Below are 25921 nucleotides of genomic sequence, written 5' to 3'. Positions count from 1 at the left end.
AGACGAGTAACGCCGTATCGCGCCAAAACAGGCACCGGCCCGCAGGGTTGTGCCAGAAATGGCCTGCGCTGTCGTTGCAGGACTTGCCAAGGGAATAACCATTGGCTGCGTCCTGCGCCTAACCGCAGGCCATTTCTGGCGACAACGCGGTTCGCGAATGAAACGGGAACAGGCCCTAAACAGACGCGCAAAAAAAAAGAGGCCACCGGATACCGGGGGCCTCGAACAACCTTAGGAGCTTCCACCATGGAGCAGCGGATGGGTTCATGCTGCGCTCGTCGAAGTGAAAAAAACGTCATGATTCCATGGTGAAAAAGTGAACATTGAAAAAACCCTGTGGCATCTGCGGTAGCGCGTCACAGTTTGAACTAGAGTCTCGTTAATCCAGTCCGGCGCCCCCATGGATTACGCTCCATGCGCAGAAGCGGCTTCCCTCTACACGTCTACCTGTCCACGCTGTTCCTCGCCACTTCGCTGTCGATCGGCGGCATCATCGCCTTCATCGGCTATCGACTGTCGCAGGACCTGCTGGAGAACAGCGCCCAGGAACTGACGGTTCGCACCGGGCGCGAGGTCGCGGCCGATCTGCAGAAGCTGTTGGCGCCCGCTCGGCTGCTGATCGACATCCTCGGGCAGAGCGCCCTGGTCCAAGCCCAGGATCTGGAGAGCCGTCGCAGCGAGCTTCCCCCGCTGGCTGCGGCGCTGCGCGCCTCGCCACAGCTGGCATCGGTCTATCTCGGCTACCCCAACGGCGATTTCCTCCTGCTACGGCCGCTGCACGACGGCCGTCAACGTCGCTACTTCGAGGCACCGCCCGGTAGCCGCTACCTGCTGCAGAACATCGCCCGGGCAACACAGGAAGGTCGCTACCTCTATCTGGATCGGCAACTGCAACTGCTCCGCGACGATGCCCAGGACGGCTATGCAGAACGCTTCGATCCACGCACCCGCCCGTGGTACCAAGCTGCGCAGCAAAGCGACCGCACCATCACCACCGAACCCTACGTGTTCTTCGCCGACCACCAGGTGGGCATCACCCTCGCAAGGCACATGTCCTCCGGCGCGGTCATCGCCGCGGATATCGCACTGCAGACGCTGGATGACGCCCTGGCGCGCCAGGCCATTACACCCTCGACGCAACTCGCCCTGGTCGACGCCCAGGGCCGCGTCATCGCCCATCCCGGTGGCGGCCAGGAACGCAGCAGCGACGCAGGCACTCCGCATCTGGCGAACCTGTTGGAGCTGGATTCGCCCATTCTGCGACTGGCCGCCGGCGAACTGGCCGCCCTCGGCAAGGCCTCGAACGACCAGGTGCTGCGGCTGGATGGCGAAGACTGGCGCCTGCAGTTGCAACCGCTCGCGCAAAACGACGCGGCGCCGCTCTTCCTGTTGCTGGCGATCCCCGAGCGCGAGCTGTTCGCCGCGGCCCTGCAACTACGCGACACGGCACTGCTGGTCACCCTTGTGATGCTGGCCCTGGCCATTCCGTTGGTCTGGCTCATCGCCCGGGCCATCTCCCGCTCGCTCAGGCAACTGGCGCGAGAGGCCGAAGCGATCCAGCGCTTCGACTTTGTCACGCCAATGCAGGTGCGCTCGCGGATCAGCGAAGTGGCAGACCTTGCCCAGGCGATGCAGCTGTCCCGGGAAACCATCCGCCGCTTCCTGGACATTTCCCGGGCGGTCGCCGAGGAACGAGACTTCGAGCATCTGCTGGCGACACTGCTGGAAGAGACGCTGAACGCCGCCCGTGCCCGCTCCGGGCTGCTCTACCTGCAGGACGATGATCGCCTGCACCCCATGGCAGCACACGACCTGCAGGGCCAACACGACGTGGCAGACCTCCCGATCCGGCGCCTGTCGGCCCTGCCCTCGACCCTGCATGACGCACTTCGCCGGCACCACTGCCAGGTATTCGTCGCCGATGACGAGCTGCGTGACGCCCTGGGCATGCCGCCCGAACGTTTCGGCGCGGCGCCCTACTGCATCCTGGTACCGCTGGAGAGTCGCCAGGGCGAACTGCTCGGGCTCATGCTGCTCAACCGCGAGGCCCTGGTCGATCCCGCCGAACAGGCATTCATCGGTGCGCTTTCCGGGAACGCCGCACGCTCGCTGGAAACCCGCGAGCTGATTCGCGCGCAACGCCAGCTGTTCGATGCCTTCGTACGCCTGATCGCCGACGCCATCGACGCCAAGAGCCCTTATACCGGCGGGCACTGCCAACGCGTTCCCGAGCTAACCAAGATGCTCGCGCAAGCCGCCTGCGCACAGCGCAGCGGCCCCTATGCCAGCTTCCAGCTCGATGCCGATGAGTGGGAGGCGGTACATGTCGCGGCCTGGCTGCATGACTGCGGCAAGATCACTACCCCGGAATACGTCATCGACAAGGCGACCAAGCTGGAGACGCGCTACAACCGCATCCACGAGATTCGCACACGCTTCGAAGTGCTCAAGCGCGATGCGCGCATCGCCGAACTCGAAGCGCGCCTCGCGGGCACAGCGGAGGCCGAGGCCGCCGCGCAGCGCGACGCACGCCACCGGCAACTGGACGAAGACTTCGCCTTCGTCGCCGCCTGCAACATCGGCGGGGAATTCCTCGCTAGCGAGGACCTGGAGCGCCTGCAGCGCATCGCCGCACAACCCTGGTGGCGCACGCTGGACGACCGCCTCGGGCTGTCCTGGGAAGAGCAACAGCGCTGTGTCGGCGAGCCCTCGCCGCTGCCGGTGCAGGAACACCTGCTCAGCGACCGTCCCGAGCAACGCATCTCGCGCCCGGCCAACCGCATCCCAGCGGGCGCCGCCAGCGAATTCAACATGCCCCTGCCGGCGCTACAGCAGAACCAGGGCGAGCTCTACAACCTCGCCATCTCCCGCGGTACGCTCAACGCCGAGGAGCGCTACATCATCAACGAGCACATCGTGCAGACCATCGTCATGCTCGACCAGTTGCCCTACCCCCGCCACCTGCGCCAGGTCCCCGAACTCGCCGGCGGTCACCACGAGAAGATGGACGGCACGGGTTATCCGCGCGGCCTGGTGCGCGAGCAGATGAGCCCGGTGGCGCGGATGATGGCCATCGCCGACATCTTCGAAGCGCTCACCGCCGCCGATCGTCCCTACAAGCGCGCCAAGCCGCTATCCGAAGCCCTGGCGATCATGCGGGAGATGGCCCAGAGCGGGCATATCGATGCCGAACTGTTCGAGCTGTTCGTCGAGTCCGGCGTACATCTGCAGTATGCCGAGCGCTTCCTGAAGCCGGAGCAGATCGACCAGCCATGAACGGAAAAGCCCCGCCGGATCGCTCCGGCGGGGCTTTTCATTTCAGTCCGAGAAGACTCAGACCTTGCTGCGCTCGTAGCGCTTGCGGTCGTTCTCGTTGAGCAGTTTCTTGCGCAGACGGATCGACTTCGGCGTCACTTCGACCAGCTCGTCGTCGGCGATGAATTCCAGCGCCTGTTCGAGGGTGAACTTGATCGGCGGCACCAGGGCGATGACTTCGTCCTTGCCGGAAGCGCGCATGTTGTCGAGCTTCTTGCCCTTGGTGGGGTTGAGCACGAGGTCGTTGTCACGGCTGTTGATGCCGCACAGCTGGCCTTCGTAGATCTCGTCGCCCGGAGCCAGGAACAGTTTGCCGCGGCTCTGCAGGGTTTCCAGCGAGTAGGTCAGCGCGGTGCCGGTGGCCATCGACACCAGCACGCCGTTCTGGCGGTTGGTGACTTCGCCGGCCTTGATCGGGCCGTAGTGGCTGAAGGTCGAGGTCAGGATGCCGCTGCCCGAGGTCAGGGTCAGGAAGTTGTTACGGAAGCCGATCAGGCCACGCGCCGGGATGGTGTATTCCAGGCGGATACGGCCCTTGCCGTCGGGGATCATGTTGGTCAGATCGCCCTTGCGCAGGCCCATCTGTTCCATCACCGAGCCCTGGTGCTGCTCTTCGATGTCGATGGTGACGTTCTCGTACGGCTCCTGCTTCTCGCCGTCCTTCTCGATGATCACCACTTCCGGGCGGCCCACGGCCAGCTCGAAGCCTTCGCGACGCATGTTCTCGATCAGTACCGACAGGTGCAGCTCGCCACGGCCGGAGACCTTGAACTTCTCGGCCGAATCGCCCGGCTCGACGCGCAGCGCCACGTTGTGCAGCAGCTCCTTGTCCAGACGGTCCTTGATGTTGCGGCTGGTGACGAACTTGCCTTCCTTACCGGCGAACGGCGAGTCGTTGACCTGGAAGGTCATGCTCACGGTCGGCTGGTCGACGGTCAGTGCCGGCAGGGCTTCGACGTTCTGCGGGTCGCACAGGGTGTCGGAGATGAACAGCTCTTCCATGCCGCTGACGCAGACGATGTCGCCCGCCTCGGCTTCAGCCACTTCGACGCGCTGCAGACCGTGGTGTCCCATGATCTTCAGGATGCGGCCGTTGCGCTTGTTGCCTTCGTCGTCGATGGCGACGACCGGGCTGTTCGCCTTGATCTTGCCGCGACGGATACGGCCGATGCCGATCACGCCGAGGAAGCTGTTGTAGTCCAGCTGGGAGATCTGCATCTGGAACGGGCCGTCGAGGTCGACGACCGGGGCCGGTACGTGATCGACGATGGCCTGGAACAGGGCATCCATGTTGTCGTCCATCTTCTCGTGGTCCATGCCGGCGATGCCGTTCAGGGCCGAGGCGTAGACGATCGGGAAGTCCAGTTGCTCGTCGGTGGCGCCGAGGTTGTCGAACAGGTCGAAGATCTGGTCGATGACCCAGTCCGGACGCGCGCCGGGACGGTCGATCTTGTTCACCACGACGATCGGACGCAGGCCGGCCTTGAACGCCTTCTGGGTCACGAAGCGGGTCTGCGGCATGGGGCCGTCCTGGGCGTCGACCACCAGCAGCACGGAGTCGACCATGCTCATGACGCGCTCGACTTCACCGCCGAAGTCGGCGTGGCCGGGGGTATCGACGATGTTGATGCTGTAGTCGTTCCACTTCAGCGCGGTGTTCTTCGCCAGGATGGTGATGCCGCGTTCCTTTTCCTGGTCGTTGGAGTCCATCACGCGCTCGCCTTCGGCTTCCTTGCGGTCAAGGGTGCCGGACAGGCGCAGCAGCTTGTCCACGAGGGTGGTCTTGCCATGGTCGACGTGGGCGATGATGGCGATGTTTCTGAGTTTCTCGATCACAATGAATTCCCGATTGGTACGCCACGGGCCTGCGGCCGGTGACTGGAAGTTTTAGCCAGTTACGATGACACGAAGAAGGCAATCCACCCGGTCAGGGGGATGGCGGCGACGGCGCACGCTGCGCCGGATGCGGCAGACGCTCATCAGCCGTTCGCCCGCGGCCGGTAGACGCGAACGTTGGCGTGACCTTCATTGAGCAGGTGATGGGCATGCAGCCGGCTCATCACGCCCTTGTCGCAATACAGGAGGTACTGGCGACTGTCGTCCAGTTCCTTGAAGCGTTGGTTGATCGCGTAGAACGGCAGGCTGCGCACTTCGATCTCGTCGAGTTGCAGCGGCTCGTCTTCGGCGGCGTCCGGATGGCGGATGTCGATCACCACCTGGCCCGGCAGCACCTGGGCCACCTCCTCCACCTGCAGATCCTTGCCCAGCTCGTCGATCACCTTGTCCACGGTGAGGTAGCGGGCGTTCTCCAGGGCCCGGTCGAGCAACGCCATGTCGAAATGCGTTTCCTCGTACTCGATACGGCCGCGCTTGGCGCGCGTGGTCGGGTTGACCGAGATGACTCCGCAGTATTCGGGCATGTGCTTGGCGTATTCGGCGGTGCCGATCTCTACGGCGGTGTCGATGATGTCCTGCTTGTGGCTGGCGATCAGCGGTCGCAGCACCAGCATGTCGGTGACCGAATCGATGACCGAGAGGTTGGGCAGGGTCTGGCTGGATACCTGGGAGATGGCCTCGCCGGTGACCAGCGCATGGATGTGCAATTCCTCGGCCAGGCGCGTGGCCACGCGCAACATCATGCGCTTGAGCACGACGCCCATCTGGCTGTTGTCGACCTTGGCGAGGATCTCGCCAACCACTTCCTCGAACGGCACGCTGACGAACAGCACCCGGTGCGAGCGGCCGTACCGCTCCCACAGATGGTGCGCCACTTCCATCACGCCCAGCTCGTGGGCACGCCCGCCGAGGTTGAAGAAGCAGAAGTGGCTGAGCATGCCACGGCGCATCATCTGGTAAGCCGCCACCGTGGAGTCGAAGCCACCGGACATCAACACCAGCGTCTGGTCGAGGGAGCCCAGCGGATAGCCGCCGATGCCCTCGTGGCGGGCATGGATGACGAACAGGCGCTTGTCGCGCACCTCGATGCGCACCTCGACCTCGGGCTGCTTGAGGGAAATGCCGGCGGCACCGAACTCGCTGCGCAGGCGACTACCGACATAGCGTTCGACGTCCATCGAGGTGAACGGATGCTTGCCGGCGCGCTTGCAGGCCACGGCGAAGATCTTGCCCGGCAGCAGGCCCCCAAAATGCTCGCGGCACTTGGCGAGGATGTCGTCGAAGTCACCCAGCGGGTATTCGTGCACCTCGAGGAAATGCGACACGCCGGGCGTGCGGGTCAGTCGCTCGATCATCGCCTGCAGACACTTCGGATCGGTCACCTGCGTCTGCAATTCGAGGTTGTCCCACTCGCCCTGCAAGTCGAGGGCGGGGTCCAGGTCCTTGAGTACGCTACGAATGTTCTTCCCCAGCTGGCGGATGAACTGCTTGCGCACCGGCCGGCTCTTGATGGTGATTTCGGGGAAGACCTTGACGATGAGTTTCATGGCGGACGCCGTTGGCGCGAGTCGGAAAAAAACGGGGGCGGATTATAGCGGAAAAGCCGGGGCGATTGTTCAGGATTCGACCAACACCCAATTTGCACCAAAATAGATCACATCGAAATAATCGAGCCCCATCTTGGGGCCCCAAAAACCCCGAAATAGGCCGCCCAGCTCCGGGAAACCACACGCCATCGGGACCTGCACGTTTTTGAGCACTGGCATGCAAATTGCTCCCTTGTGAGGCAGGTTGCCCTGGCGGATATTCCCGCCCCGGCATCACCCTATCTGGGGGCCTCTGCCAACTACCCCCAGCCTCAATCCTCTGGAGGACAAAATGTCGAAGGCTGTTCAACTGATCAAAGACAACGACGCCAAGTGGGTCGATCTGCGCTTCACCGACACCAAGGGCAAGCAGCAGCACGTGACCATGCCGGCGCGTGACGCGCTGGACGAAGACTTCTTCGAGCACGGCAAGATGTTCGACGGCTCGTCCATCGCCGGCTGGAAAGGCATCGAAGCCTCCGACATGATCCTGATGCCGGACGACAGCACTGCCGTGCTGGACCCGTTCACCGAAGAGCCGACCATCATCATCGTCTGCGACATCATCGAGCCGTCGACCATGCAGGCCTACGAGCGCGATCCGCGCAGCATCGCTCGTGCCGCCGAGGAATACCTGAAGTCCACCGGCATCGGCGACACCGCTTTCTTCGGTCCCGAACCCGAGTTCTTCGTCTTCGACGAAGTGAAGTTCAAGTCCGACATCTCCGGCTCGATGTTCAAGATCTTCTCCGAGCAGGCGTCCTGGAACACCGACGGCGACTTCGAGAGCGGCAACAAAGGCCACCGTCCGGGCGTCAAGGGCGGCTACTTCCCGGTCCCGCCGGTCGACCACGACCACGAAATCCGTACCGCCATGTGCAACGCACTGGAAGAGTTCGGTCTGAAGGTCGAAGTACACCACCACGAAGTGGCCACCGCCGGCCAGAACGAGATCGGCGTCTCCTTCAACACCCTGGTCGCCAAGGCCGACGAAGTGCAGACCCTGAAGTACTGCGTGCACAACGTCGCTGACGCCTACGGCAAAACCGCTACCTTCATGCCCAAGCCGCTGTACGGCGACAACGGCTCGGGTATGCACGTACACATGTCCATCTCCAAAGATGGCAAGAACACCTTCGCTGGCGAAGGCTATGCCGGCCTGTCCGACACCGCCCTGTACTTCATCGGCGGCGTGATCAAGCACGGTAAAGCCCTGAACGGCTTCACCAACCCGTCGACCAACTCCTACAAGCGTCTGGTCCCGGGCTTCGAAGCACCGGTCATGCTGGCCTACTCGGCCCGTAACCGTTCCGCCTCGATCCGCATCCCGTACGTGAACAGCCCGAAAGCCCGCCGCATCGAAGCGCGCTTCCCGGACCCGGCTGCCAACCCCTACCTGGCCTTCGCAGCACTGCTGATGGCTGGCCTGGACGGCATCCAGAACAAAATCCACCCCGGCGATGCCGCTGACAAGAACCTGTATGACCTGCCGCCGGAAGAGGCCAAGGAAATCCCGCAGGTTTGTGGCAGCCTGAAAGAAGCCCTGGAATCCCTGGACGCCGACCGCGCGTTCCTGACCAAGGGTGGCGTGTTCACTGACGAATTCATCGATGCCTACATCGAGCTGAAGTCGGCTGAAGAGATCAAGGTGCGCACCTTCGTGCACCCGCTGGAATACGACCTGTACTACAGCGTCTGATCCTCGCCTAGCTGCACACAGAGGCCACCTTCGGGTGGCCTCTGTCGTTTTGCGTCCAGACTGCCCCTTGCGTACGCAAGGCACCGGTGCAAGGCTTGCCCCATTCACTGGGAGAACCCCCATGCGCCTGCCCCTGTTTGCCCTGCTCTGCTGCCTGACGCTGCCAGCGGTGGCGCAGATCTACACCTACACCGACGCCAACGGTAACAAGGTCTTCACCAGCCAACCGCCGGACGGGGTCAGTGCCGAAGCGGTAGAGCTGCAGCAGATCAACTCGATCGAGATGCAGGTCCCCGCCACACCGCCCTCCACGCCCGGCAACGACCCGGCCGCTCGGCAACCTGCCTACAGCCGCCTGGCGCTGCGCCTGGAGGAAAACCAGTCGATACGCGCCAACACCGGCGACTTCGCCGTACTCGTCGACCTGCAGCCCGCGCTGCGCCCCGAACACCGCCTCGTCTTGCTGGTCGACGGCGAACGCCAGGGCGTCCCCAGCGGAACACCGCGCCTCATCGCCAGCGGCCTCGCGCGCGGCGCCCACCAACTGGCGGTGGAGGTCATCGGCAACCGCGGCGTGGTGCAACGCAGCGCCACCCTCACGGTGAACGTGCAGCGCATCAGCGTTAATAGCCCCGCTCGCGCGCCAGGGAACGGTTCGACACCGCCCACCCCCACGCCGCCTACGCCGCCCACGCCCCCCTCTGCGCCCAATACTCCGTCGAAGCCCGCCCCCGGACGGATTCAATGATGCGACTGGCGCGACCCGTCGCCACCCTCTGCGTCCTTGGTGGGCTGGCGCTAGCCAATCTCGCCCAGGCGGAGGTCTTCACCTACCTGGATGCCGAGGGCAACCGGGTATTCACCGACCAACCCCAGAGCAAGAACGCCAAGCCGGTGAAGCTGGCGCCCAGCAACAGCATGCCGTCCCATGCCGCTCCCCCGTCCACCCCGCGCTCCAGCACCGAGCCACCCTCGCCGATGGCGCGCTATCGCCTGCTACGCATTCTTTTGCCGGAGCCCGACGCGACCCTGCGCGACGACGACTCGCTGATCGTCACCCTGACCAGCGACCCGCCCCTGCGAAATGGCCACAGCTATCGCCTGGTGTTCGATGGCAATGCCGGCGACCTGTCGCGCAGCCCGGTCTTCGCCGTGCATGGCATCGAGCGAGGCACGCATCAACTGGCGGCGGAAATCGTCGACTCACAGGGGCGCATTGTCGAACGCACGCCGGCCCAACCGTTCCACCTGCACCTGATGTCACTGGCACAGAAACGCCAGGCCCGCCCCTGCACGCTGGATGACTACGGCGTGCGCCCCGAGTGTCCCCTGGCGGACAAACCCGCACCGCCGCGCCGCTTCCTGGGCATCCTGCCCTAATCAGCGCACCATATAGGTGCAAACCATTGCACCAGTTTTTCGGCAGGCCCCCAAAGGGAGCCGGCGGCAGGGAGCGCCACGCACCACTGTCGTCCGTGTCAGTCGTGAAACAAGCCCTTGCGCCACCTTTCAGGGCCTGAGCTGGTTTGTTTCTTGCATTTTCCCGCGCACCACTGCGAGTCAGGCAAACCATGATCAACGACGCCCTGCAACGGCTGTTGCTCGACAACCTCACTACCGCGACGCTGCTGCTCAACGCAGAACTGCGCCTGGAGTACATGAATCCGGCGGCGGAGATGCTGCTCGCCGTGAGCGGCCAGCGCAGTCACGGGCAATTCATCAGCGAGCTGTTCACCGAATCGCCCGAGGCCCTCTCCTCGCTGCGCCAGGCGGTAGAGCAGGCGCATCCGTTCACCAAGCGCGAAGCCACGCTGACCTCGCTCAGCGGGCAGATACTCACCGTCGACTACGCCGTCACCCCGATCATCGCCCGCGACGCCACGCTGTTGCTGCTGGAGGTGCATCCGCGCGATCGCCTGCTACGCATCACCAAGGAAGAGGCCCAGATCTCCAAGCAGGAAACCACCAAGCTGCTGGTGCGCGGCCTGGCCCACGAGATCAAGAACCCCCTGGGCGGGATTCGCGGCGCGGCACAATTGCTCTCGCGGGAATTGCCCGAGGAGCACCTCAAGGACTACACCAACGTCATCATCGAAGAGGCCGATCGCCTGCGTAATCTGGTCGACCGCATGCTCGGTTCGAACAAGCTGCCGTCGCTGGCGATGACCAACGTGCATGAAGTGCTCGAGCGCGTCTGCAGCCTGGTCGATGCCGAGAGCCAGGGTCGCATCACCCTGGTGCGCGACTACGATCCGAGCATTCCGGAAGTTCTCGTGGACCGCGAGCAGATGATCCAGGCGGTCCTCAACATCGTGCGCAACGCCATGCAGGCGCTGACCTCCGGCAATGAGTCGCACATGGGCCGGATCACCCTGCGCACCCGTGCGCTGCGCCAGTTCACCATCGGCCACACGCGGCATCGCCTGGTGGTGAAGACCGAGATCATCGACAACGGCCCGGGCATTCCGCCCGAACTGCAAGACACCCTCTTCTATCCCATGGTGAGCGGCAGGCCGGACGGCACGGGCCTCGGACTCGCCATCACCCAGAACATAATCAGTCAGCACCAGGGACTGATCGAGTGCGAGAGCCATCCCGGTCACACCGCATTCGCCATCTTCCTGCCGCTGGAACAAGGAGCCGCCTTCACATGAGCCGTAGCGAAACCGTCTGGATCGTCGACGATGACCGTTCCATCCGCTGGGTGCTGGAAAAGGCCCTGCAGCAGGAAGGCATGACCACCCAGAGCTTCGACAACGCCGACAGCGTGCTCAACCGGCTCACCCGCCAGCAGCCGGACGTGATCCTCTCGGACATCCGCATGCCTGGCTCCAGTGGCCTCGACCTGCTGGCGCAGATCCGCGACCTGTATCCGCGCCTGCCGGTCATCATCATGACCGCGCACTCGGACCTCGACAGCGCGGTGGCTTCCTACCAGGGAGGGGCCTTCGAATACCTGCCCAAGCCGTTCGACGTCGACGAGGCGGTTTCGCTGGTCAAGCGCGGTCTGCTGCACGCCCGCGAACAGCAGAGCCTGGAGGCCCCCGTCAACGAGCCACGCACCCCGGAGATCATCGGCGAGGCGCCGGCGATGCAGGAGGTGTTCCGCGCCATTGGCCGTCTTTCGCACTCCAACATCACCGTGCTGATCAATGGCGAGTCCGGTACCGGCAAGGAACTGGTCGCCCACGCCCTGCACCGGCATAGCCCGCGCGCGGCGGAGCCGTTCATTGCCCTGAACATGGCGGCGATCCCCAAGGACCTGATGGAGTCCGAGCTGTTCGGCCACGAGAAAGGCGCCTTCACCGGCGCGGCCAACCAGCGCCGCGGGCGCTTCGAGCAGGCTGACGGCGGCACCCTGTTCCTCGACGAGATCGGCGACATGCCGGCCGATACCCAGACCCGCCTGCTGCGCGTACTCGCCGACGGTGAGTTCTACCGGGTCGGCGGGCACACGCCGGTGAAGGTCGACGTGCGCATCATCGCGGCCACCCACCAGAACCTGGAGTCGCTGGTGCAGGCCGGCAAGTTCCGCGAGGACTTGTTCCACCGCCTCAACGTCATCCGCATCCATATCCCGCGGCTGTCCGATCGCCGCGAGGACATTCCCGCGCTGGCGCGTCATTTCCTCGCCCGCGCGGCACAGGAATTGTCCGTAGACCCCAAGCTGCTGAAGAGCGAAACCGAGGAATACATCAGCACCCTGCCGTGGCCAGGCAACGTGCGTCAGTTGGAGAACACCTGCCGCTGGATCACCGTGATGGCCTCCGGACGCGAGGTGCATGTCGACGACCTGCCGCCTGAGCTGCTCGCCCAGCCGCAGGACTCCGCACCGGTCACCAACTGGGAGCAGGCGCTGCGCCAATGGGCCGACCAGGCGCTCGCGCGGGGCCAGTCGAGCCTGCTCGACAGCGCCGTACCGGCGTTCGAGCGGATCATGATCGAGACCGCCCTCAAGCACACCGCCGGTCGCCGCCGCGACGCGGCCGTGTTGCTGGGCTGGGGCCGCAACACCTTGACCCGCAAGATCAAGGAGTTGGGCATGAAGATCGACGGCGGAGACGACGACGGCGACGACGACGCCTGATCCACGCCCCGCGAAAGACCAGACGGCGCCTTCGGGCGCCGTCTTGCGTCATGCCACCGTACGCCCCAATCGAGCCCAAGGAGTGTGCATCGCACGGACATTGCGCACATATCTGGACACAGCGGCAGGCCGAACGCGCCCACGGCGGCCCCTAGCCTCCGTCACGGACGCCAAAAATAACTCATAAGCTATTGATTTATATGAATAATAAAAAATCATGCACATTTCTTGGACATGCATTCTAGACCTGGCACGGGCTCTGCAATAACCCAGACAAACCCGTTTCGGGGACCTTGGTACAGGCAGGCCGGGGATTCCCCACTTTTATTCAGGCGTCACAGGCGCCTCGCCAACGGTCAACGCACCACGGCGAAACCCTTTCGAGGGACCTTGGTACAGGCAGGCCGGGGATTCCCTCTTCTTTATCGCAGCAAGGCTCACTTCAGGGCCGATTTCTTCAGGGGTTCCGGTACAGGCAGGCCGGGGCCCCTTTTTCTATCCAGCCTGCGCATACCCGCCTCCAGCGGCCGGTCATGGCAGGACCTGCAGTCGCACCTCGATACGCCAGCCCTGGTCTTCGGCGCTGCCGGCCAACTGCCCGCGCAGGGCACGCGCCGCGACGACCTGCAGCAGCAAGCCGCGCTCGGTATGCATGAGCCGCCAGTTGGCCGGACGCCCCTCGACCTGCAGACCTCCCTCGGCCTCGCGCCCATAGGATTCGAACAACAGCTCCAGCGTCCCTCCAGGACGCTCCGCATAGACCTGCGGCTCACCGTCGAAATGCAGCACCAGGCTATTGGCGGCCACCTCGACGCGCAGCAAGCGCACCGGAGCGGGCTCGTTCAGGCGACCCAGCATCAGGCCGCACAACAGGCCGAACAGGGCCAACGCACAGAACACTTTGGGCCAGAGGCCCGGACGCGGGTCTACGACGGTAGAATCCTCTTCGCCGCTACCGGAGTCCCGCATGTTCCACGTCATCCTGTTCCAACCCGAAATTCCACCGAACACCGGCAACATTATCAGGCTGTGCGCCAACGCGGGCTGCGGCCTGCACCTGATCGAGCCGCTGGGCTTCGAGCTGGACGACAAACGCCTGCGCCGCGCCGGCCTGGACTACCACGAATACGCCACCCTGCAGCGCCATGCCGATCTGCCCAGTTGCCTGGAAAGCCTCGGCCAGCCCCGGGTGTTCGCCTTCACCACCAAGGGTTCGCAGCCCTACCACCAGGTGGCCTACCGACCCGGCGACGCCTTCCTCTTCGGCCCCGAGAGCCGTGGTCTGCCAGCGGACATCCGCGATGCGCTACCACTGGAGCAGCGCATCCGCCTGCCGATGCGCCCCGACTGCCGCAGCCTGAACCTCTCAAATACGGTGGCCGTGGCGGTCTACGAAGCCTGGCGGCAACAGGAATTCGCTGGGGGCGCCTAGCTGGGGGCGCCGAGCTGGGGGCGCCTGACTCACTGCGCATTCAGCGCCTCCGCCAGGCGCTCCACGCCGGGCAGGATCAGTCCTGGCTCGATGACGTTGAAGCCAAGGCGGAAGTACTGCAGCGGCGGCTGGCCGTCGAAGAAGAATTGCGAGCCCGGTTCTATCAGCACGCTGGCCTGCGCCGCGCGCCAGGCCAGACGGCGCGCATCGACGCCCTCCGGCGCGCGCAGCCAGAAGGCGCTGGCGCCCGGATCGCTGATGTGCCGGCAACTGCCGAGGCACTCGTCGAGCGCCGCGCGCAGCGCCTCGCGACGGCGACTGTGTTCCTCTCGGAAGCGCCGCAGGTGAGCGTCGTAGTGCCCCTGGGCGAGAAACTGCGCGAGCACCCGCTGGTTGTTCAACGGCGGATGGCGATACATCAGGCGGCGTAGCGCGCGCAGTTCGGTGATCAGTTCGGCGTCGGCCACCAGATAGCCCAGCCGCAGCCCCGGCGAAAAGGCCTTCGACAGGCTGCTCATGTAGATCACCCGGCCGTTGCGGTCGTCCGCCTTGAGGGCCGGGTGCGGCCTCTGGTCGAGGTTCAGTTCGGCGTCGTAGTCATCCTCGATGATTATGCTGTCGCAGCGCTGCGACAGTTCCAGCAAGGCGCGCCGCCGCGCCGCGCTCAACGCCACGCCGCTAGGCACCTGGTGCCCCGGAGTCACGTAGAGGTAGTCGCAATCCTCCAGCCGCGCATCGACCAGCAGCCCCTGCTCGTCCACCGGCTGCGCATGGATGCTCGCGCCCTGCATCTTGAAGACGTTCCAGGCGTCGTGGAAACCGGGGTTCTCCAGCGCCACCCGGACGCCCTCGCCGGTCAGCAGGCGCGCCAGCAGGTAGAGCGCATTCTGCGAACCGAGGGTCACCAGGATCTCGTCGGAACGCGCCCAGATACCGCGCTTGGGCAGTACGCGGGTGCGCAACTGTTCGATCAGTTGCGCATCGTCCTGGTCGAAGCGATCCACCGTCCAACTGCGTTCGCTTTCCTGACGCAGGCTCTCGCGGGAAGCCTCGCGCCAGCGCTCGAGGGGAAACAATTCGGGGATCGGCTGACCGTAGATGAACGGGTAGGTGAACTGACGCCAGTTGCTCGGCCGCAACACGCCGGGAAAGAGACTGGGCTGCAGACGGAAACGATCGCCCCATTCTGGTGCGCCCACCAAGGACGCCTCGCCCTGTTGCAGGTCACTGCCATCGCGTTCCACGTAATCGGGGTGCAGGTAGTAACCACTGCGGGGACGGCTGACCAGGTAGCCGCTGTCCAGCAGGCTTTCGTAGACCAGCGCCACGGTATTACGCGAAACGCTCAGCTGGCGCGCCAGACAGCGGCAGGAAGGCAGGGCTTCGTCGGCCGGGAAGGTGCCTGCGAGGATCGCCGAGACGAGGGACTCACGCAGTTGCTCCTGAAGTCCCCGGGCCTGATCGAAGTCGAGATGGAAAAAGTGATCGAGCATGACCGAACCCTGTGTGCGGTCCACAACTTGCAAGTTTCAGGCCTAGGCGCCGGACTGGCCAGTGGGCTCCGGATAACTGGACCTATCGCTGGCCATTCGCCGCTCTCTAAGGTGAATCCAGCCATTACGCGAGCCATCCCGGCCGCGAGCCGCACACAGACCGTCTCAAGGGAGCTTTCGATGAAACACGCCATCCAGCGTTCGCTGCGCACCAAAGCGCAGACCCGTTGCACCGCCCTTCTGCGCAAGATCACTGCGGCCGGCCTCGGCGGCTGGCTGCTCGCCGCTTCGCTCGGCGCGCACGCTGACCTCGCCGAGATCAAGGAACGTGGCTACATGACCGTGGCCACCGAGGACGACTACGCGCCCTTCAACTTCGTCGTCGACGGCAAGCCCGAGGGCTTCCACGCCGACCTGCTCGGCGAGTTCAAGGCCTACGCTGCCAAGTCTGGCATCGAGGTGCGCCAGGAAATCCTGCCCTGGACCGGGCTGCTCGCCTCGGTTTCCTCCGGCCAGTACGACATGGCCTTCACCGGAGCCCTGGTCACCGACGACCGTCTGCGCGTGTTCAACTTCACCCCGCCGTTCGCCTCCGCCCAGCACTACTTCGTCAAACGTGCCGGCGACGATTCGATCACCGACATCAAGAGCCTCTCCGGCAAGACCGTAGGCGTGCAGGCCGGCAGCGCCCTGCTGGCACGCCTGCCGGAGTTGAAGAAGATGCTCGAGGCCCAGGGCGGTTCGCTCGGCGAAGTGGTCGAGTACCCCTCCTATCCGGAGATCTACGCCGACCTCGCCAACGGTCGCCTGGACTACGCGGTCAACGCGGTGATCTCGGTGAACGACCTGGTGAAAACCCGTGGCGACGTTTTCGCCAAGGGCCTGCCGGTGTCCGGCAACGGCTTCGCCGCCTGGCCGATGCCCAAGAGCAGCCCCGACCTGCTGAAGTTCGTCAGCGGCTTCATGGACGAGATCCGCAGCAACGGCAAACTCGCCGAATTGCAGACCAAATGGTTCGGCGAAGCCTTCCCCGACCTGCCGACCACGCCGATCACCAGCGTCGAACAGTTCCACGAACTGGCCGGCATCGAGTGATCGCCCCGCGGCGCCCACGGGCGCCGCATTCCCCTGATCGATTGCGCAAGGAGCCCGCCAGATGACCTCACAGTCCTGGATATTGCTGCTGCAAGGCGCCTGGACGACGCTGTGGATCTGCGCCATCGCCATTGCCTTCGGCGTGGTGCTCGGCCTGGGCATCGCCCTGCTGCGCATGGCCAAGATTCCCTTCCTGGAACAGTTGCTGGTGCTGTACATCAGCCTGGCACGCGCCACACCGCTGGTCACCCTGGTGCTGTTCATCTTTCTCACGGCACCGACCGTTGGCCTCTCGCTGGATCGCGTGACCGCGGCCATTCTTTCCCTGACGCTCAATACCGCCGCCTTCAACGCGGAAATCTGGCGCGCGGCGTTCATCAGCTTCTCCCGCGACCAGCGCGAAGCCGCGATGGCCTGCGGAATGACCAACACCACCTTCTTCCGCCGCATCATGCTGCCGCAGATGATCACCAGTTCGCTGCCCGGACTGGTCAACGAGATGTCCTTCCTGATCAAGGGCAGCCCCGCCATCGCGGTGATCGGCATCGTCGACCTGACCCGCGTGACCAACCGCATCGCGGCGGTGACCTACGAGCCGCTACCGCCGATCCTGGTCGCCGCGGTGCTGTACATGGCGATCATCGGCGTGCTGCTCAAGCTGCAGGCCATCGCCGAGAAGAAAGCCAACCGCCTGGCCATGTGAGGGACGCATGAACGAGTGGCAAATCATCTGGGAGGCCCGCGACGCCGTGGCGGCGGGCTTCCTCAACACCCTGATGCTGTTCGGCATATCGATCGTGCTGGCCTTCGTACTCGGCTGCGGCATGCTGCTGGCGCTGGAACAACGCGGCGCGCTCGCCAGCACCCTGCGCGGCTTCATCAACCTGATGCGCATGCTGCCCTTCCTGATCCTCGCCTACCTGCTCTACTACGGCCTGCCGAGCCTGGGTCTGCGGATGTCGGCGTGGAGCGCGGGGCTGCTGGCGCTGGTGTTCTACCACGCCGCGTACTTCGCGGAGATCCTGCGTGGCGCACGCATCGTGCTGCCCGAAGGGCTGGTCGAGGCCGCAAAGGCGTTCGGCTTCCGCCCCTTCAAGCTGTACTGGCGGATCATCCTGCCGCAACTGGTGATCCGCACCCGCCCGCTGCTGGGCAACCAGTTGATCATCGCACTGAAGGACACCGCGTTCCTCACCATCATCACCGTGCAGGAGCTCACCGCCGCGGCCAACTCGCTGTCGGCCACCTACTTCATTCCGATGAACGCCTTCATCGTGGTCATCGCCCTGTACTGGGCCATCAGTATCTGCCTGGAGCTGGCACTGCGCTGGGCCGCACGCTTCGGCGCAACACGAGGATTCGAGCATGGCTGACGTGCCCGCGGTACGCATCGAGAAACTGTCCAAGAGCTTCAGCGGCATCGAGGTGCTGCGCGATATCGACCTCACCGTGAACAAGGGCGAGGTGGTCAGCGTGCTGGGCTCCTCCGGCTCCGGCAAGTCGACCATGCTGCGCTGCATCAACTGGCTGGAGGAGCCCGACCGCGGCTCGATCTTCATCGCCGGCGAGCGCATCGGCGTCAACGAGAGCGCCGGGCGCAAGATGAACAACCGTGAGCTGGCCGCCATCCGCGCGCGCACCGGCATGGTTTTCCAGAGCTTCAACCTGTGGCCGCACCTGAACGTGCTGCACAACGTCATGGAGGCACCGGTGCAGGTCAAGGGCCTGGGCAAGGAAGAAGCCCGGGCGATCGCCAGCGAACTGCTGGAAAAGGTCGGCATGGGCCACAAGCTCGACGCCTATCCCTATACTCTGTCCGGCGGCCAGAAGCAGCGCGTGGCGATTGCCCGCGCGCTGGCGATGAGCCCCGAAGTCATGCTGTTCGACGAGCCGACCTCGGCACTCGATCCCGAGCGTGTCGGCGAAGTGCTGCAGGTGATGAAGGACCTGTCCGCCGAGGGCTACACCATGATCGTGGTGACCCACGAGATGGAGTTCGCCCGCGCGGTGTCCGACCAGGTGGTCTTCCTGGAGAAGGGCCGGATCATCGAGAAATCCGCACCGGAAAAATTCTTCACCAATCCCGACGCCGAACGGGTACGCAAATTCCTCGAACTGTCGTCCTGATGCGGACGACCCACGAACCCTTGCAGAGGTATGCAATGAGCAACGTAGTCTTCATCACCGGCGCCACTTCCGGCTTCGGCCGTGCCACCGCCCGGCGCTTCGCCGAGGCCGGCTGGTCGCTGGTGCTCACCGGCCGCCGCGTGGAACGCCTGGAAGAGCTCAAGGCCGAGCTTGGCGCCAAGGTGCCGGTACACATCGCCGGCCTCGACGTGCGTGACGCCGACGCCGTGGCCAAGGTGGTGGCCGAACTGCCGGAAGGCTTCGCCAAGGTCACCTGCCTGGTCAACAACGCCGGTCTCGCCCTGGCCCCCGAGCCGGCGCAGAAGGTCGCGCTGGACGACTGGCACACCATGATCGACACCAACATCACCGGCCTGGTCAACGTCACCCACGCACTGCTGCCCAAACTGATCGAGACCGGCGCCGGCGCCAGCATCGTTATGCTCGGCTCGGTGGCAGGCGAATGGCCCTACCCCGGCGGCCACGTCTATGGCGCCAGCAAGGCCTTCGTCAAGCAGTTCACCTTCAACCTGCGCTGTGACCTGATCGCCACCGGCGTGCGCGTCACCGACATCGCCCCCGGCATGGCCGAGACCGAGTTCACCCTGGTGCGCACCAAGGGCGACCAGGCCGCCTCAGACAAGCTCTACCGTGGCACCACCCCGCTGTCCGCCGAGGACATCGCCGAGCAAATCTTCTACGTCGCCACGCTGCCGGCGCACATCAACATCAACCGCCTGGAGATCATGCCCAGCCGTCAGGCCTGGTCGCCCTTCGCCATCGACCGCGACTGATCGCGCATCGATGCCCCTCGAGCCCGATGTCCGCCGCCGCGGCATCGGGCTTTTTCATGCCAGTCGCACGAGGTTGCTGACGATGATCCACGCGGACATCGCCACCAGCAGCGCACCGATCGCCCGCTGCAGTGGGAAGCGCCAGCGCCGGTGCAGCCACTGCCCGACGAGATTGCCGGCCAGCGCCGGCGCCAGCAACGGCAGGGCCGGCGCCAGGTCGGCGAAGGCCAGGCCTCCGGCCAGCCACAGCCCGAGCAGCGCACAACCGCTGGCTACCGCGAAGTAGACGATGGCGGTGGCACGCAAGCGGTCGGCGGGCAGGCCACTGCGCAGCAGGTAGAGCATCAGCGGCGGCCCGCCGGCAGAGGCAAGGTTGGTCGCCAACCCGGCGAGTAGCCCCGCCGGCAGTGCCCGTCCCTCGCGCAGCGTTCCCGCCGGCATCGGTCGACCGCTCTGGCGCAGCACCAGCACTCCGCCGACCAGGCACAGGCCCGCCAGCAGCAGGGCCATCGGCGTGGCCGGCACGTGCGCCAGGGCGAGGCTTCCCAACGGCAGCGCCAGCACCATGCCGAGCAGCAGGCGCAGGCCGATGCCGGCGTGCCAGAGACGCAGCGCAGCCGGCCACAGCGGAATGCTGCACAGCAGGTCGAGCAGCAGCGTCACCGCCACCGCCTGCAGCGGCGGATGCCGGCCAACCAGCCCCAACGCGAGCAGCATGGCGAAGCCGAAACCGGCGTAACCGCGCAACGCCGCGGCAAAGAAGGCCCAGACCAACAGCAACATGCCTACCTCGTCGATGATCACGATGGCCGCTACCCTATCCGTCACCCGCCCCGACGCACAGTGCCAGATGCCGGGGCGCCCCAGGACTGTCACGAAACGGTCACGATGGCTCGCCACGCTGGTCCGTCGCCCCACCCGCACCGGTGTCCGGATGAACGACGAGAGCTTTGCCCGCCTGCTGGCGATCTTCCTGCGCCTGGGTTGCTGCGCCTTCGGCGGCCCAGTCGCGCACCTCGCCTATTTCCACGACGAGTTCGTTCAGCGCCGTCGCTGGCTGGACGCTGCCGCCTACGCCGATCTGCTCGCGCTGTGCCAATTCCTGCCGGGCCCGGCGAGCAGCCAGGTCGCCATAGGCCTGGGCTACGAGCGCGCCGGTTGGCGCGGTGCCTGCGCCGCCTGGCTGGGCTTCACCGCGCCCGGCGCCTTAGCCATGGCGATGCTCGCCGCCGCGACCCTGACGCTCGACGCGCCACTCGCCAGCGGCTGGCTGAGTGGCTTGAAGATCGCCGCCCTGGCCGTGCTGGCGCATGCCCTGTGGAGCCTCTGGAGGACGCTGTGCGTCGGCTGGCAGCGTAGCCTGTTGGCACTGGTCGCGGCGGCCGTGACCTTGGCATGGCCCTGGACGGGCACGCCGGTGCTGGTACTGCTCGCCTGCGCCCTCGTCGGGCGCCTGCTGCTGGATGCCGGCAGCGCCAGCCGGCTACCGGCCGGGCAGGCCGGGCAGGCCGGTGCGACACGCCCGGCAGCCTGGTTGCTGGGGCTCGCCCTGGTGGCGTTGCTGCTCCTGCCGATGCTGGCGCAATGGCAGACCGGAATCGGCCTGCAGGTTTTCGAACGCTTCTATCGGGTCGGCGCGCTGGTCTTCGGTGGCGGCCACGTGGTGTTGCCGCTGCTGCAGGCCGAACTGGTGGAACCCGGCCTGGTGGATGCCGATGCCTTTCTCGCCGGCTACGGCATCATCCAGGCGCTGCCCGGTCCGCTGTTCAACCTCGCGGCCTACCTCGGTGCGCTGATCGATGGGCCACGGGGTGCGTTGCTGGCCGTGCTGGGCATCTTCCTGCCCGGCGCGCTGCTGGTGCTCGGCGCGCTGCCCTGGTGGCGCAGACTGGCCGCCGCCCAGGGGCTGCGGCGTGCGCTCGCGGGGGTGAACGCCGGGGTGGTCGGGCTGCTGCTCGCAGCGCTCTACCGTCCCACCTGGGAGCACAGCATCGAGGGCCCGCTGGACCTGGCAGTGGCGGCCCTGGCGCTGCTCGCGCTGCGCAGGGGCCTGCCACCCTGGGCCGTGGTGGCGCTCTGCGCCGTGCTCGGCTGGGCCCTCGGCCTGGGCCCGTCTCTCGCTCAGCGATAGGCCGCGGCGGCGGCCTGCAGTTGCAGGGCCATGCTCTGCAGACCGCCACCGGAGAGGTACCACAGCGCCGGATCGAGATAGACCAGCCGGCCGTTGCGCAGTGCCGGCGTGTCAGCGAGCGGCGTCTGCGCGAGGCTCGCCAGGTCCAGCGGCGCATCGCCGATGGCGGCGCTGCGATCGATGATGAAGATCACTTCCGGCGCCGCCGCGGCCAGCGCCTCCAGGGACAGCGGCTGCGGACGCACACGCGGTGCATCACGCACCAGCGGCGGCGGGGCCGGCAAGGCGCGCGGTGCCTGTAGCACCTGGTAGACCAGCGCCTGCTCGGTGACCGAGAAGCGCCCGCCGTTGTGCGTCAGCACCAGGGTGCGCAGGCCGCTGTCGGCGACCTGCCGGCGCTGCCGCGCTATCTCGCTGGAAAGCTCGGCGAGCGCGGCATCCGCCTCTGCCTCACGGCCACTCAGCGCAGCCAGGCGACGCACGTTGCGCTCGAACTCGGCCTGGTAGTCGCCGGCGAACAGGCTCACGTCCTGCACCGGCGCCACAGCCTCCAGCTCGGCGCGAGCATCGCCCTGGCGCCCCGTGAGCAGGATCAGGTCCGGACGCGCCGCCGCAACCGCGGCGATATCCGGCGTCTTGATGCTGCCGACCGCACTGCGCTGCGCCGCGGCGGGCTGCAGGTACTCGGGCAGACTGCCGCCCGGCAGGCCGACCAGACGTTCGCCCTCGCCGAGGGCCAGCAGGGTGTCGGCGCTACCCAGGTCGAGGCTGACGATGCGTCGGGCGTCGATGCGTCGGGCGTCGCCACTCTGAACGTCGCTCGGCGAGGCACTGCAAGCGGCAAGGGACAGGCCAAGCAGGCCAGCGAAAACGAGGCGATTCACCTGGGCATTCTCCGGGTTTCTGGGGGTCGAGAGACGTTATCATTCGCGACCGACCAGGCGACCTCAGCGGCCTGGTAAAGAATGCAAGGATTACAACGTGAAACAGCGAATTCTCCAGGGCCTGCGCTGGACCGGCCTGATCGTCTGCGCCCTGGCGGCGCTCGGCCAGTTGCTCGCGCAGCGCTACGACATGGCTGGCCTGATGCTGGCCCTGGCGGTGGTCTGCGCCATCAACGTCGACCGCAAGCGCCGCCGCACGCCGCGCTGATACGCGCGAAGCGCGCTTCTGGGATATAGTGGCGCGCTCCGGCGCGCCCAAAAGGCAGCGCCTGCAGGCGAGACGTCGAAACTCCGCGCCCCTCACGCCCGGCAGCGGACGACGCCTCCCCCCGCGTCTACCCCCACGCGTTCCGGCAGCCTACCCGCTGCCGCTGGATCCGCCACGGCGCCGCCGTCGGCACAGATAACAAGACAACGACGATCCGTCACAAGGACGCACCATGCACATCACCCGCTGCTTCACCGCGCTGGCCGCTGCCGCCGCGCTGTCCCTTTCGTTCGCCGCCCAGGCCCGCGAATACTCCGTGTCCACCGTGCTTTCCGACGCCTTTCCCTGGGGCCAGGCGGCGGAGAAATGGGCGGAGCTGGTCAAGGAACGCTCCAACGGCGAGATCACCCTGCGCGTCTATCCCAACGCGCAACTGGTCGCCGGCGACCAGACCAAGGAATTCTCGGCGATGCGCTCGGGGCTGATCGACATGGCCGTGGGCTCGACCATCAACTGGTCGCCCCAGGTGCCGGAACTCAATCTGTTCAACCTGCCGTTCTTCCTGCGCGACTCCGCCGACCTCGACGCGGTGACCCACGGCAAGGCCGGCGAGATGGCCTTCGCCGCCATCGAGAAGCGCGGCATCGTGCCCCTGGGCTGGGCCGAGAACGGCTTCCGCGAGGTCTCCAACTCCAAGCACCCGGTGCGCACCCCGGCGGACCTGGCCGGGCTGAAGATCCGTGTGGTCGGCTCGCCGCTGTTCCAGGACACCTTCACCGCGCTGGGCGCCAACCCCACGCAGATGAGCTGGGCCGATGCCAAGCCGGCGCTGACCACCGGCGCCGTGGACGGCCAGGAGAACCCGTTGTCGGTGTTCGACGTGGCGCGCGCCGACCAGGTCGGGCAGAAGCACCTGACCCTCTGGCACTACATGGCCGACCCGCTGATCTTCGCGGTCAACCAGCGCGTCTGGAAGACCCTGCCCGAAGCCGATCGCGACCTGCTACGCCAGGCCGCCGTGGATGCCGGCAAGTGGGAGATCGAGCAGTCGCGCGCCGCCGAGGCCGAGCGTCTGAAGCTGATCCGCGAACGGGGTGTCGAGGTGGTCGAGCTGACTGCCGAAGAACATCAGGCCTTCGCCGAAGCCACCGCCAGCGTACGTGAAGCCTGGACGCCGAAGATCGGCGCCGAGCTGGTGGATGCCGCCCGCGCTTCGCTTAAACCCTGATCTGTCGTACCGCCGGCGCGCCGCGCCGGCGGGGGAAGGTGCTGCATGAACAATCGACCGGACGCGCGCCTCGAGCGCGCGCTGGCCACGCTGGCGCTGCTGTTGATCGGCGTCATCAGCCTGGCGAACGTGATGGTGCGTTACTTCACCGATGCTTCGTTCGCCTTCACCGAAGAAATCTCGGTGTTCCTCCTGGTCCTGTTGACCTTCGCCGGCGCCTCGGTGGCGCTGCGCCGTAACGGGCACATCCGCATCGGCCTGCTGGAACGGCGCTTCCCGGCGCTGCGGGTGCCGCTGATCCTGTTGCAGTGGCTGGCCTGCGCGCTGGTACTGGGCCTGGTGGCCTGGTACGGCGGCACCTTCACCCTGGAGGAATACCAGTGGGAGTCGGAGTCCCCGGGGCTGGGGCTGCCGAACTGGTGGTACGTGATCTGGCTGCCGGCCCTGGCGCTGCTGATGCTCGTGCGGCTGACGCAAATGACCCGCGATCGCCTGCGCGGGAGGCTCGACGATGACGCCTGACCTGCTGATGATGCTGGCCTTCGCCGCGCTGCTGCTGTGCGGCGTGCCGGTGGCCTTCGCGCTGGGCCTGTCGGGCGCGGCGGGGATTCTCGCCGGGCTGTCGCCGGAGATGCTCGCGACCCTGGGCACCAACACCTACAACGGCGTGGCCAAGTACCCGCTGATCGCCATCCCGCTGTTCATCCTCACCGGCCTGGTGTTCGAGAAGGCCGGCGTGGCACTGCGCCTGGTGCGCTTCGCCCAGGCGCTGATCGGCCCGCGCCACGGCGGCCTGGCCACGGTGGCGGTGCTGGTCTGCCTGATCATGGGCGGGATGAGCGGCTCGGGCCCGGCGGATGCCGCGGCGGTGGCCATGGTGATGCTGCCGAGCATGACCCGCGCGGGCTATCCGAAGCCGTTCTCGGCGACGCTGATCGCGGCTTCCGCATCCACCGCCATCCTGATTCCGCCCTCCATCGCGCTGATCCTGTATTCCATCGTGGTGCCCGGCGTGGACCTGCGCGCGCTGTTCGCCGCCGGCCTGTTTCCCGGCATCCTCGCCGGCCTGGTGCTGCTGCTGCCGGCCTGGCTGCTGTCGCGGCGCAACGGCTGGGAATCGCCGGAGGGCGTCGAGCGCCCATCGCTGGGCGAGGCGTTCCGCGAGGCACTGCCGGCGCTGTTCGCTCCGGTGCTGATCCTCGGCGGCCTGCGCAGCGGTTTGTTCACCCCCACCGAAGCGGCGGTGGTCGGCGTCGCCTACGGCATCCTGGTCGGCCTGTTCGTCACCCGCGAGCTGGACTGGCGCGCGCTGTGGCGCCTGTGCGGCGAGGCGGCGGTGGTCTCCGGGGTGGTCATGCTGATCATCGCCCTGGCCGGCATCTTCGCCTGGGCCGGGACGATGCTCGGCACCTTCCGCCATCTGGCGGAATGGCTGATCTCGCTCTCGGACAACGGTGCGGTGCTGCTCCTGCTGGTGATGCTGGCGGTGCTGCTGGCCGGCATGCTGCTCGACGCCATCTCGATCTACCTGATCCTGATGCCGGTGCTGGTGCCGGTGATGCAGCACTTCGGCTGGAACCCGGTGTGGTTCGGCATCCTGCTGGCGATGAACATCGCCATCGGCCAGTTCACCCCGCCGGTGGCGATCAACCTGATGGTCACCACCGAGGTGGCGAAGATCCGCCTGGAGTCCACCGTCGGCTGGGCGCTGTTGTTCGTCCTGGCGATGGGCGCGGCGCTGGCGCTGGTGGCGTTCTTCCCGGAGATCGCCCTGTGGCTGCCGCGGGTGATGGGCTACGCGGTGTAGGGCTACCACGGCCGCGTTGGCGGCGGTCCCCATAGGAGGGGTCTGCCGCTATACTGCGGCCCTTTCGCCGCAGGTCCGC

At 66.1% G+C, this 25921-nt stretch carries 24 protein-coding genes; 17 read left to right on the top strand and 7 right to left on the bottom strand.

Annotation, left to right across the window (positions count from 1 at the left end; all coding sequences use genetic code 11):
* The first annotated feature begins 414 nt into the window (after positions 1-414).
* Positions 415-3276: an HD domain-containing phosphohydrolase gene (locus tag ACYRGX_RS05580; protein WP_473055622.1), complete on the top strand. Its 2862-nt coding sequence runs from the start codon at positions 415-417 to the stop codon at positions 3274-3276.
* 57 nt (positions 3277-3333) lie between these two features.
* Here the strand turns inward: ACYRGX_RS05580 and typA are convergent, their stop codons facing one another.
* The 3 genes from typA to ACYRGX_RS05565 all read right to left on the bottom strand — a co-directional run bounded on the left by typA (position 3334) and on the right by ACYRGX_RS05565 (position 6977).
* Complete coding sequence (gene typA / locus ACYRGX_RS05575) at positions 3334-5151, bottom strand: translational GTPase TypA (protein ID WP_473055621.1); 1818 nt, start codon at positions 5149-5151, stop codon at positions 3334-3336.
* Between the two features lie 143 nt (positions 5152-5294).
* Positions 5295-6758, bottom strand: coding sequence for a tRNA uracil 4-sulfurtransferase ThiI (gene thiI / locus ACYRGX_RS05570; protein WP_473055620.1), 1464 nt, complete (start codon positions 6756-6758; stop codon positions 5295-5297).
* 69 nt (positions 6759-6827) lie between these two features.
* The gene (locus ACYRGX_RS05565; protein WP_473055619.1) at positions 6828-6977 is read right to left on the bottom strand and encodes a hypothetical protein; all 150 of its coding nucleotides are present in this window, start codon (positions 6975-6977) and stop codon (positions 6828-6830) included.
* Between the two features lie 112 nt (positions 6978-7089).
* Here ACYRGX_RS05565 and glnA point away from each other — a divergent pair, with 112 nt between their 5' ends.
* The 5 genes from glnA (at position 7090) to ntrC (ending at position 12583) form a co-directional block, all read left to right on the top strand.
* Positions 7090-8496: a glutamate--ammonia ligase gene (glnA, locus tag ACYRGX_RS05560; RefSeq protein ID WP_473055618.1), complete on the top strand. Its 1407-nt coding sequence runs from the start codon at positions 7090-7092 to the stop codon at positions 8494-8496.
* Positions 8497-8617: 121 nt separating this feature from the next.
* Positions 8618-9244, top strand: a complete 627-nt coding sequence (locus ACYRGX_RS05555; RefSeq protein ID WP_473055617.1) for a DUF4124 domain-containing protein — start codon at positions 8618-8620, stop codon at positions 9242-9244.
* Complete coding sequence (locus tag ACYRGX_RS05550) at positions 9241-9876, top strand: DUF4124 domain-containing protein (protein WP_473055616.1); 636 nt, start codon at positions 9241-9243, stop codon at positions 9874-9876. Before ACYRGX_RS05555 ends, ACYRGX_RS05550 begins: the two co-directional genes overlap by 4 nt.
* A gap of 191 nt (positions 9877-10067) precedes the next feature.
* Positions 10068-11150, top strand: coding sequence for a nitrogen regulation protein NR(II) (gene glnL, locus ACYRGX_RS05545; RefSeq protein ID WP_473055615.1), 1083 nt, complete (start codon positions 10068-10070; stop codon positions 11148-11150).
* Positions 11147-12583, top strand: coding sequence for a nitrogen regulation protein NR(I) (gene ntrC / locus ACYRGX_RS05540; protein ID WP_473055614.1), 1437 nt, complete (start codon positions 11147-11149; stop codon positions 12581-12583). The genes glnL and ntrC overlap by 4 nt, the downstream gene beginning before the upstream one ends.
* A gap of 531 nt (positions 12584-13114) precedes the next feature.
* On the opposite strand, the gene ACYRGX_RS05535 is transcribed toward ntrC, so the two are convergent.
* Positions 13115-13552 carry a hypothetical protein gene (locus tag ACYRGX_RS05535; RefSeq protein WP_473055613.1) on the bottom strand — a complete coding sequence of 146 codons (438 nt, stop codon included), beginning with the start codon at positions 13550-13552 and terminating at the stop codon, positions 13115-13117.
* On the opposite strand from ACYRGX_RS05535, the gene trmL reads away from it, so the two are divergent.
* Positions 13551-14015, top strand: coding sequence for a tRNA (uridine(34)/cytosine(34)/5-carboxymethylaminomethyluridine(34)-2'-O)-methyltransferase TrmL (gene trmL, locus ACYRGX_RS05530; protein WP_473055612.1), 465 nt, complete (start codon positions 13551-13553; stop codon positions 14013-14015). The two genes, ACYRGX_RS05535 and trmL, sit on opposite strands and share 2 nt — an antisense overlap.
* Before the next feature lie 29 nt (positions 14016-14044).
* Here the strand turns inward: trmL and pdxR are convergent, their stop codons facing one another.
* Positions 14045-15508 carry a MocR-like pyridoxine biosynthesis transcription factor PdxR gene (gene pdxR, locus ACYRGX_RS05525; RefSeq protein ID WP_473055611.1) on the bottom strand — a complete coding sequence of 488 codons (1464 nt, stop codon included), beginning with the start codon at positions 15506-15508 and terminating at the stop codon, positions 14045-14047.
* A gap of 180 nt (positions 15509-15688) precedes the next feature.
* Here pdxR and ACYRGX_RS05520 point away from each other — a divergent pair, with 180 nt between their 5' ends.
* From ACYRGX_RS05520 to ACYRGX_RS05500, 5 genes are all read left to right on the top strand, one after another.
* Positions 15689-16603, top strand: a complete 915-nt coding sequence (locus tag ACYRGX_RS05520; RefSeq protein WP_473055610.1) for a transporter substrate-binding domain-containing protein — start codon at positions 15689-15691, stop codon at positions 16601-16603.
* A 61-nt stretch (positions 16604-16664) separates the two neighbouring features.
* Positions 16665-17306 (top strand): amino acid ABC transporter permease, encoded by a 642-nt coding sequence (locus ACYRGX_RS05515; protein ID WP_473055609.1) that lies wholly within the window; start codon positions 16665-16667, stop codon positions 17304-17306.
* A 7-nt stretch (positions 17307-17313) separates the two neighbouring features.
* Positions 17314-17976, top strand: coding sequence for an amino acid ABC transporter permease (locus tag ACYRGX_RS05510; RefSeq protein WP_473055608.1), 663 nt, complete (start codon positions 17314-17316; stop codon positions 17974-17976).
* Entirely contained in the window at positions 17969-18730 is a 762-nt protein-coding gene (locus tag ACYRGX_RS05505; RefSeq protein ID WP_473055607.1) for an amino acid ABC transporter ATP-binding protein, read from the top strand. The genes ACYRGX_RS05510 and ACYRGX_RS05505 overlap by 8 nt, the downstream gene beginning before the upstream one ends.
* 35 nt (positions 18731-18765) lie before the next feature.
* Entirely contained in the window at positions 18766-19524 is a 759-nt protein-coding gene (locus ACYRGX_RS05500; RefSeq protein WP_473055606.1) for an SDR family NAD(P)-dependent oxidoreductase, read from the top strand.
* Between the two features lie 54 nt (positions 19525-19578).
* Here ACYRGX_RS05500 and ACYRGX_RS05495 read toward each other — a convergent pair whose 3' ends face one another.
* Positions 19579-20307 (bottom strand): TSUP family transporter, encoded by a 729-nt coding sequence (locus tag ACYRGX_RS05495; protein ID WP_473055605.1) that lies wholly within the window; start codon positions 20305-20307, stop codon positions 19579-19581.
* 151 nt (positions 20308-20458) lie between these two features.
* On the opposite strand from ACYRGX_RS05495, the gene chrA reads away from it, so the two are divergent.
* Complete coding sequence (chrA, locus tag ACYRGX_RS05490) at positions 20459-21655, top strand: chromate efflux transporter (RefSeq protein ID WP_473055604.1); 1197 nt, start codon at positions 20459-20461, stop codon at positions 21653-21655.
* Here chrA and ACYRGX_RS05485 read toward each other — a convergent pair.
* Positions 21646-22539: an ABC transporter substrate-binding protein gene (locus tag ACYRGX_RS05485; RefSeq protein WP_473055603.1), complete on the bottom strand. Its 894-nt coding sequence runs from the start codon at positions 22537-22539 to the stop codon at positions 21646-21648. The genes chrA and ACYRGX_RS05485 overlap by 10 nt on opposite strands.
* 97 nt (positions 22540-22636) lie before the next feature.
* On the opposite strand from ACYRGX_RS05485, the gene ACYRGX_RS05480 reads away from it, so the two are divergent.
* From ACYRGX_RS05480 to ACYRGX_RS05465, 4 genes are all read left to right on the top strand, one after another.
* Positions 22637-22807 carry a hypothetical protein gene (locus ACYRGX_RS05480; RefSeq protein ID WP_473055602.1) on the top strand — a complete coding sequence of 57 codons (171 nt, stop codon included), beginning with the start codon at positions 22637-22639 and terminating at the stop codon, positions 22805-22807.
* Positions 22808-23039: 232 nt separating this feature from the next.
* Positions 23040-24035, top strand: coding sequence for a DctP family TRAP transporter solute-binding subunit (locus ACYRGX_RS05475; protein WP_473055601.1), 996 nt, complete (start codon positions 23040-23042; stop codon positions 24033-24035).
* A gap of 45 nt (positions 24036-24080) precedes the next feature.
* A complete protein-coding gene (locus ACYRGX_RS05470; protein WP_473055600.1) occupies positions 24081-24557 on the top strand; it encodes a TRAP transporter small permease in 477 nt (158 codons plus the stop codon).
* Positions 24547-25842, top strand: a complete 1296-nt coding sequence (locus tag ACYRGX_RS05465; protein WP_473055599.1) for a TRAP transporter large permease — start codon at positions 24547-24549, stop codon at positions 25840-25842. The genes ACYRGX_RS05470 and ACYRGX_RS05465 overlap by 11 nt, the downstream gene beginning before the upstream one ends.
* The last annotated feature ends 79 nt before the right edge of the window (positions 25843-25921 follow it).

This window comes from Pseudomonas sp. R4-15 (assembly GCF_055768815.1).
The sequence above is the reverse complement of the archived record's forward strand: the minus strand, read 5'-3'. Positions and strand labels throughout refer to the sequence as shown.

Bases quoted from the DNA above. Each gene is read 5' to 3' on its own strand.
- ACYRGX_RS05495 (WP_473055605.1), bottom strand. From the start codon at position 20,307: ATGTTGCTGTTGGTCTGGGCCTTCTTTGCCGCGGCGTTGCGCGGTTAC.
- ACYRGX_RS05515 (WP_473055609.1), top strand. From the start codon at position 16,665: ATGACCTCACAGTCCTGGATATTGCTGCTGCAAGGCGCCTGGACGACG.
- ACYRGX_RS05470 (WP_473055600.1), top strand. From the start codon at position 24,081: ATGAACAATCGACCGGACGCGCGCCTCGAGCGCGCGCTGGCCACGCTG.
- ACYRGX_RS05580 (WP_473055622.1), top strand. From the start codon at position 415: ATGCGCAGAAGCGGCTTCCCTCTACACGTCTACCTGTCCACGCTGTTC.
- thiI (WP_473055620.1), bottom strand. From the start codon at position 6,758: ATGAAACTCATCGTCAAGGTCTTCCCCGAAATCACCATCAAGAGCCGG.
- ACYRGX_RS05510 (WP_473055608.1), top strand. From the start codon at position 17,314: ATGAACGAGTGGCAAATCATCTGGGAGGCCCGCGACGCCGTGGCGGCG.
- pdxR (WP_473055611.1), bottom strand. From the start codon at position 15,508: ATGCTCGATCACTTTTTCCATCTCGACTTCGATCAGGCCCGGGGACTT.
- ntrC (WP_473055614.1), top strand. From the start codon at position 11,147: ATGAGCCGTAGCGAAACCGTCTGGATCGTCGACGATGACCGTTCCATC.
- ACYRGX_RS05555 (WP_473055617.1), top strand. From the start codon at position 8,618: ATGCGCCTGCCCCTGTTTGCCCTGCTCTGCTGCCTGACGCTGCCAGCG.
- ACYRGX_RS05475 (WP_473055601.1), top strand. From the start codon at position 23,040: ATGCACATCACCCGCTGCTTCACCGCGCTGGCCGCTGCCGCCGCGCTG.
- chrA (WP_473055604.1), top strand. From the start codon at position 20,459: ATGAACGACGAGAGCTTTGCCCGCCTGCTGGCGATCTTCCTGCGCCTG.
- ACYRGX_RS05550 (WP_473055616.1), top strand. From the start codon at position 9,241: ATGATGCGACTGGCGCGACCCGTCGCCACCCTCTGCGTCCTTGGTGGG.
- ACYRGX_RS05565 (WP_473055619.1), bottom strand. From the start codon at position 6,977: ATGCCAGTGCTCAAAAACGTGCAGGTCCCGATGGCGTGTGGTTTCCCG.
- ACYRGX_RS05520 (WP_473055610.1), top strand. From the start codon at position 15,689: ATGAAACACGCCATCCAGCGTTCGCTGCGCACCAAAGCGCAGACCCGT.
- ACYRGX_RS05505 (WP_473055607.1), top strand. From the start codon at position 17,969: ATGGCTGACGTGCCCGCGGTACGCATCGAGAAACTGTCCAAGAGCTTC.
- glnL (WP_473055615.1), top strand. From the start codon at position 10,068: ATGATCAACGACGCCCTGCAACGGCTGTTGCTCGACAACCTCACTACC.
- ACYRGX_RS05500 (WP_473055606.1), top strand. From the start codon at position 18,766: ATGAGCAACGTAGTCTTCATCACCGGCGCCACTTCCGGCTTCGGCCGT.
- trmL (WP_473055612.1), top strand. From the start codon at position 13,551: ATGTTCCACGTCATCCTGTTCCAACCCGAAATTCCACCGAACACCGGC.
- ACYRGX_RS05535 (WP_473055613.1), bottom strand. From the start codon at position 13,552: ATGCGGGACTCCGGTAGCGGCGAAGAGGATTCTACCGTCGTAGACCCG.
- glnA (WP_473055618.1), top strand. From the start codon at position 7,090: ATGTCGAAGGCTGTTCAACTGATCAAAGACAACGACGCCAAGTGGGTC.
- ACYRGX_RS05465 (WP_473055599.1), top strand. From the start codon at position 24,547: ATGACGCCTGACCTGCTGATGATGCTGGCCTTCGCCGCGCTGCTGCTG.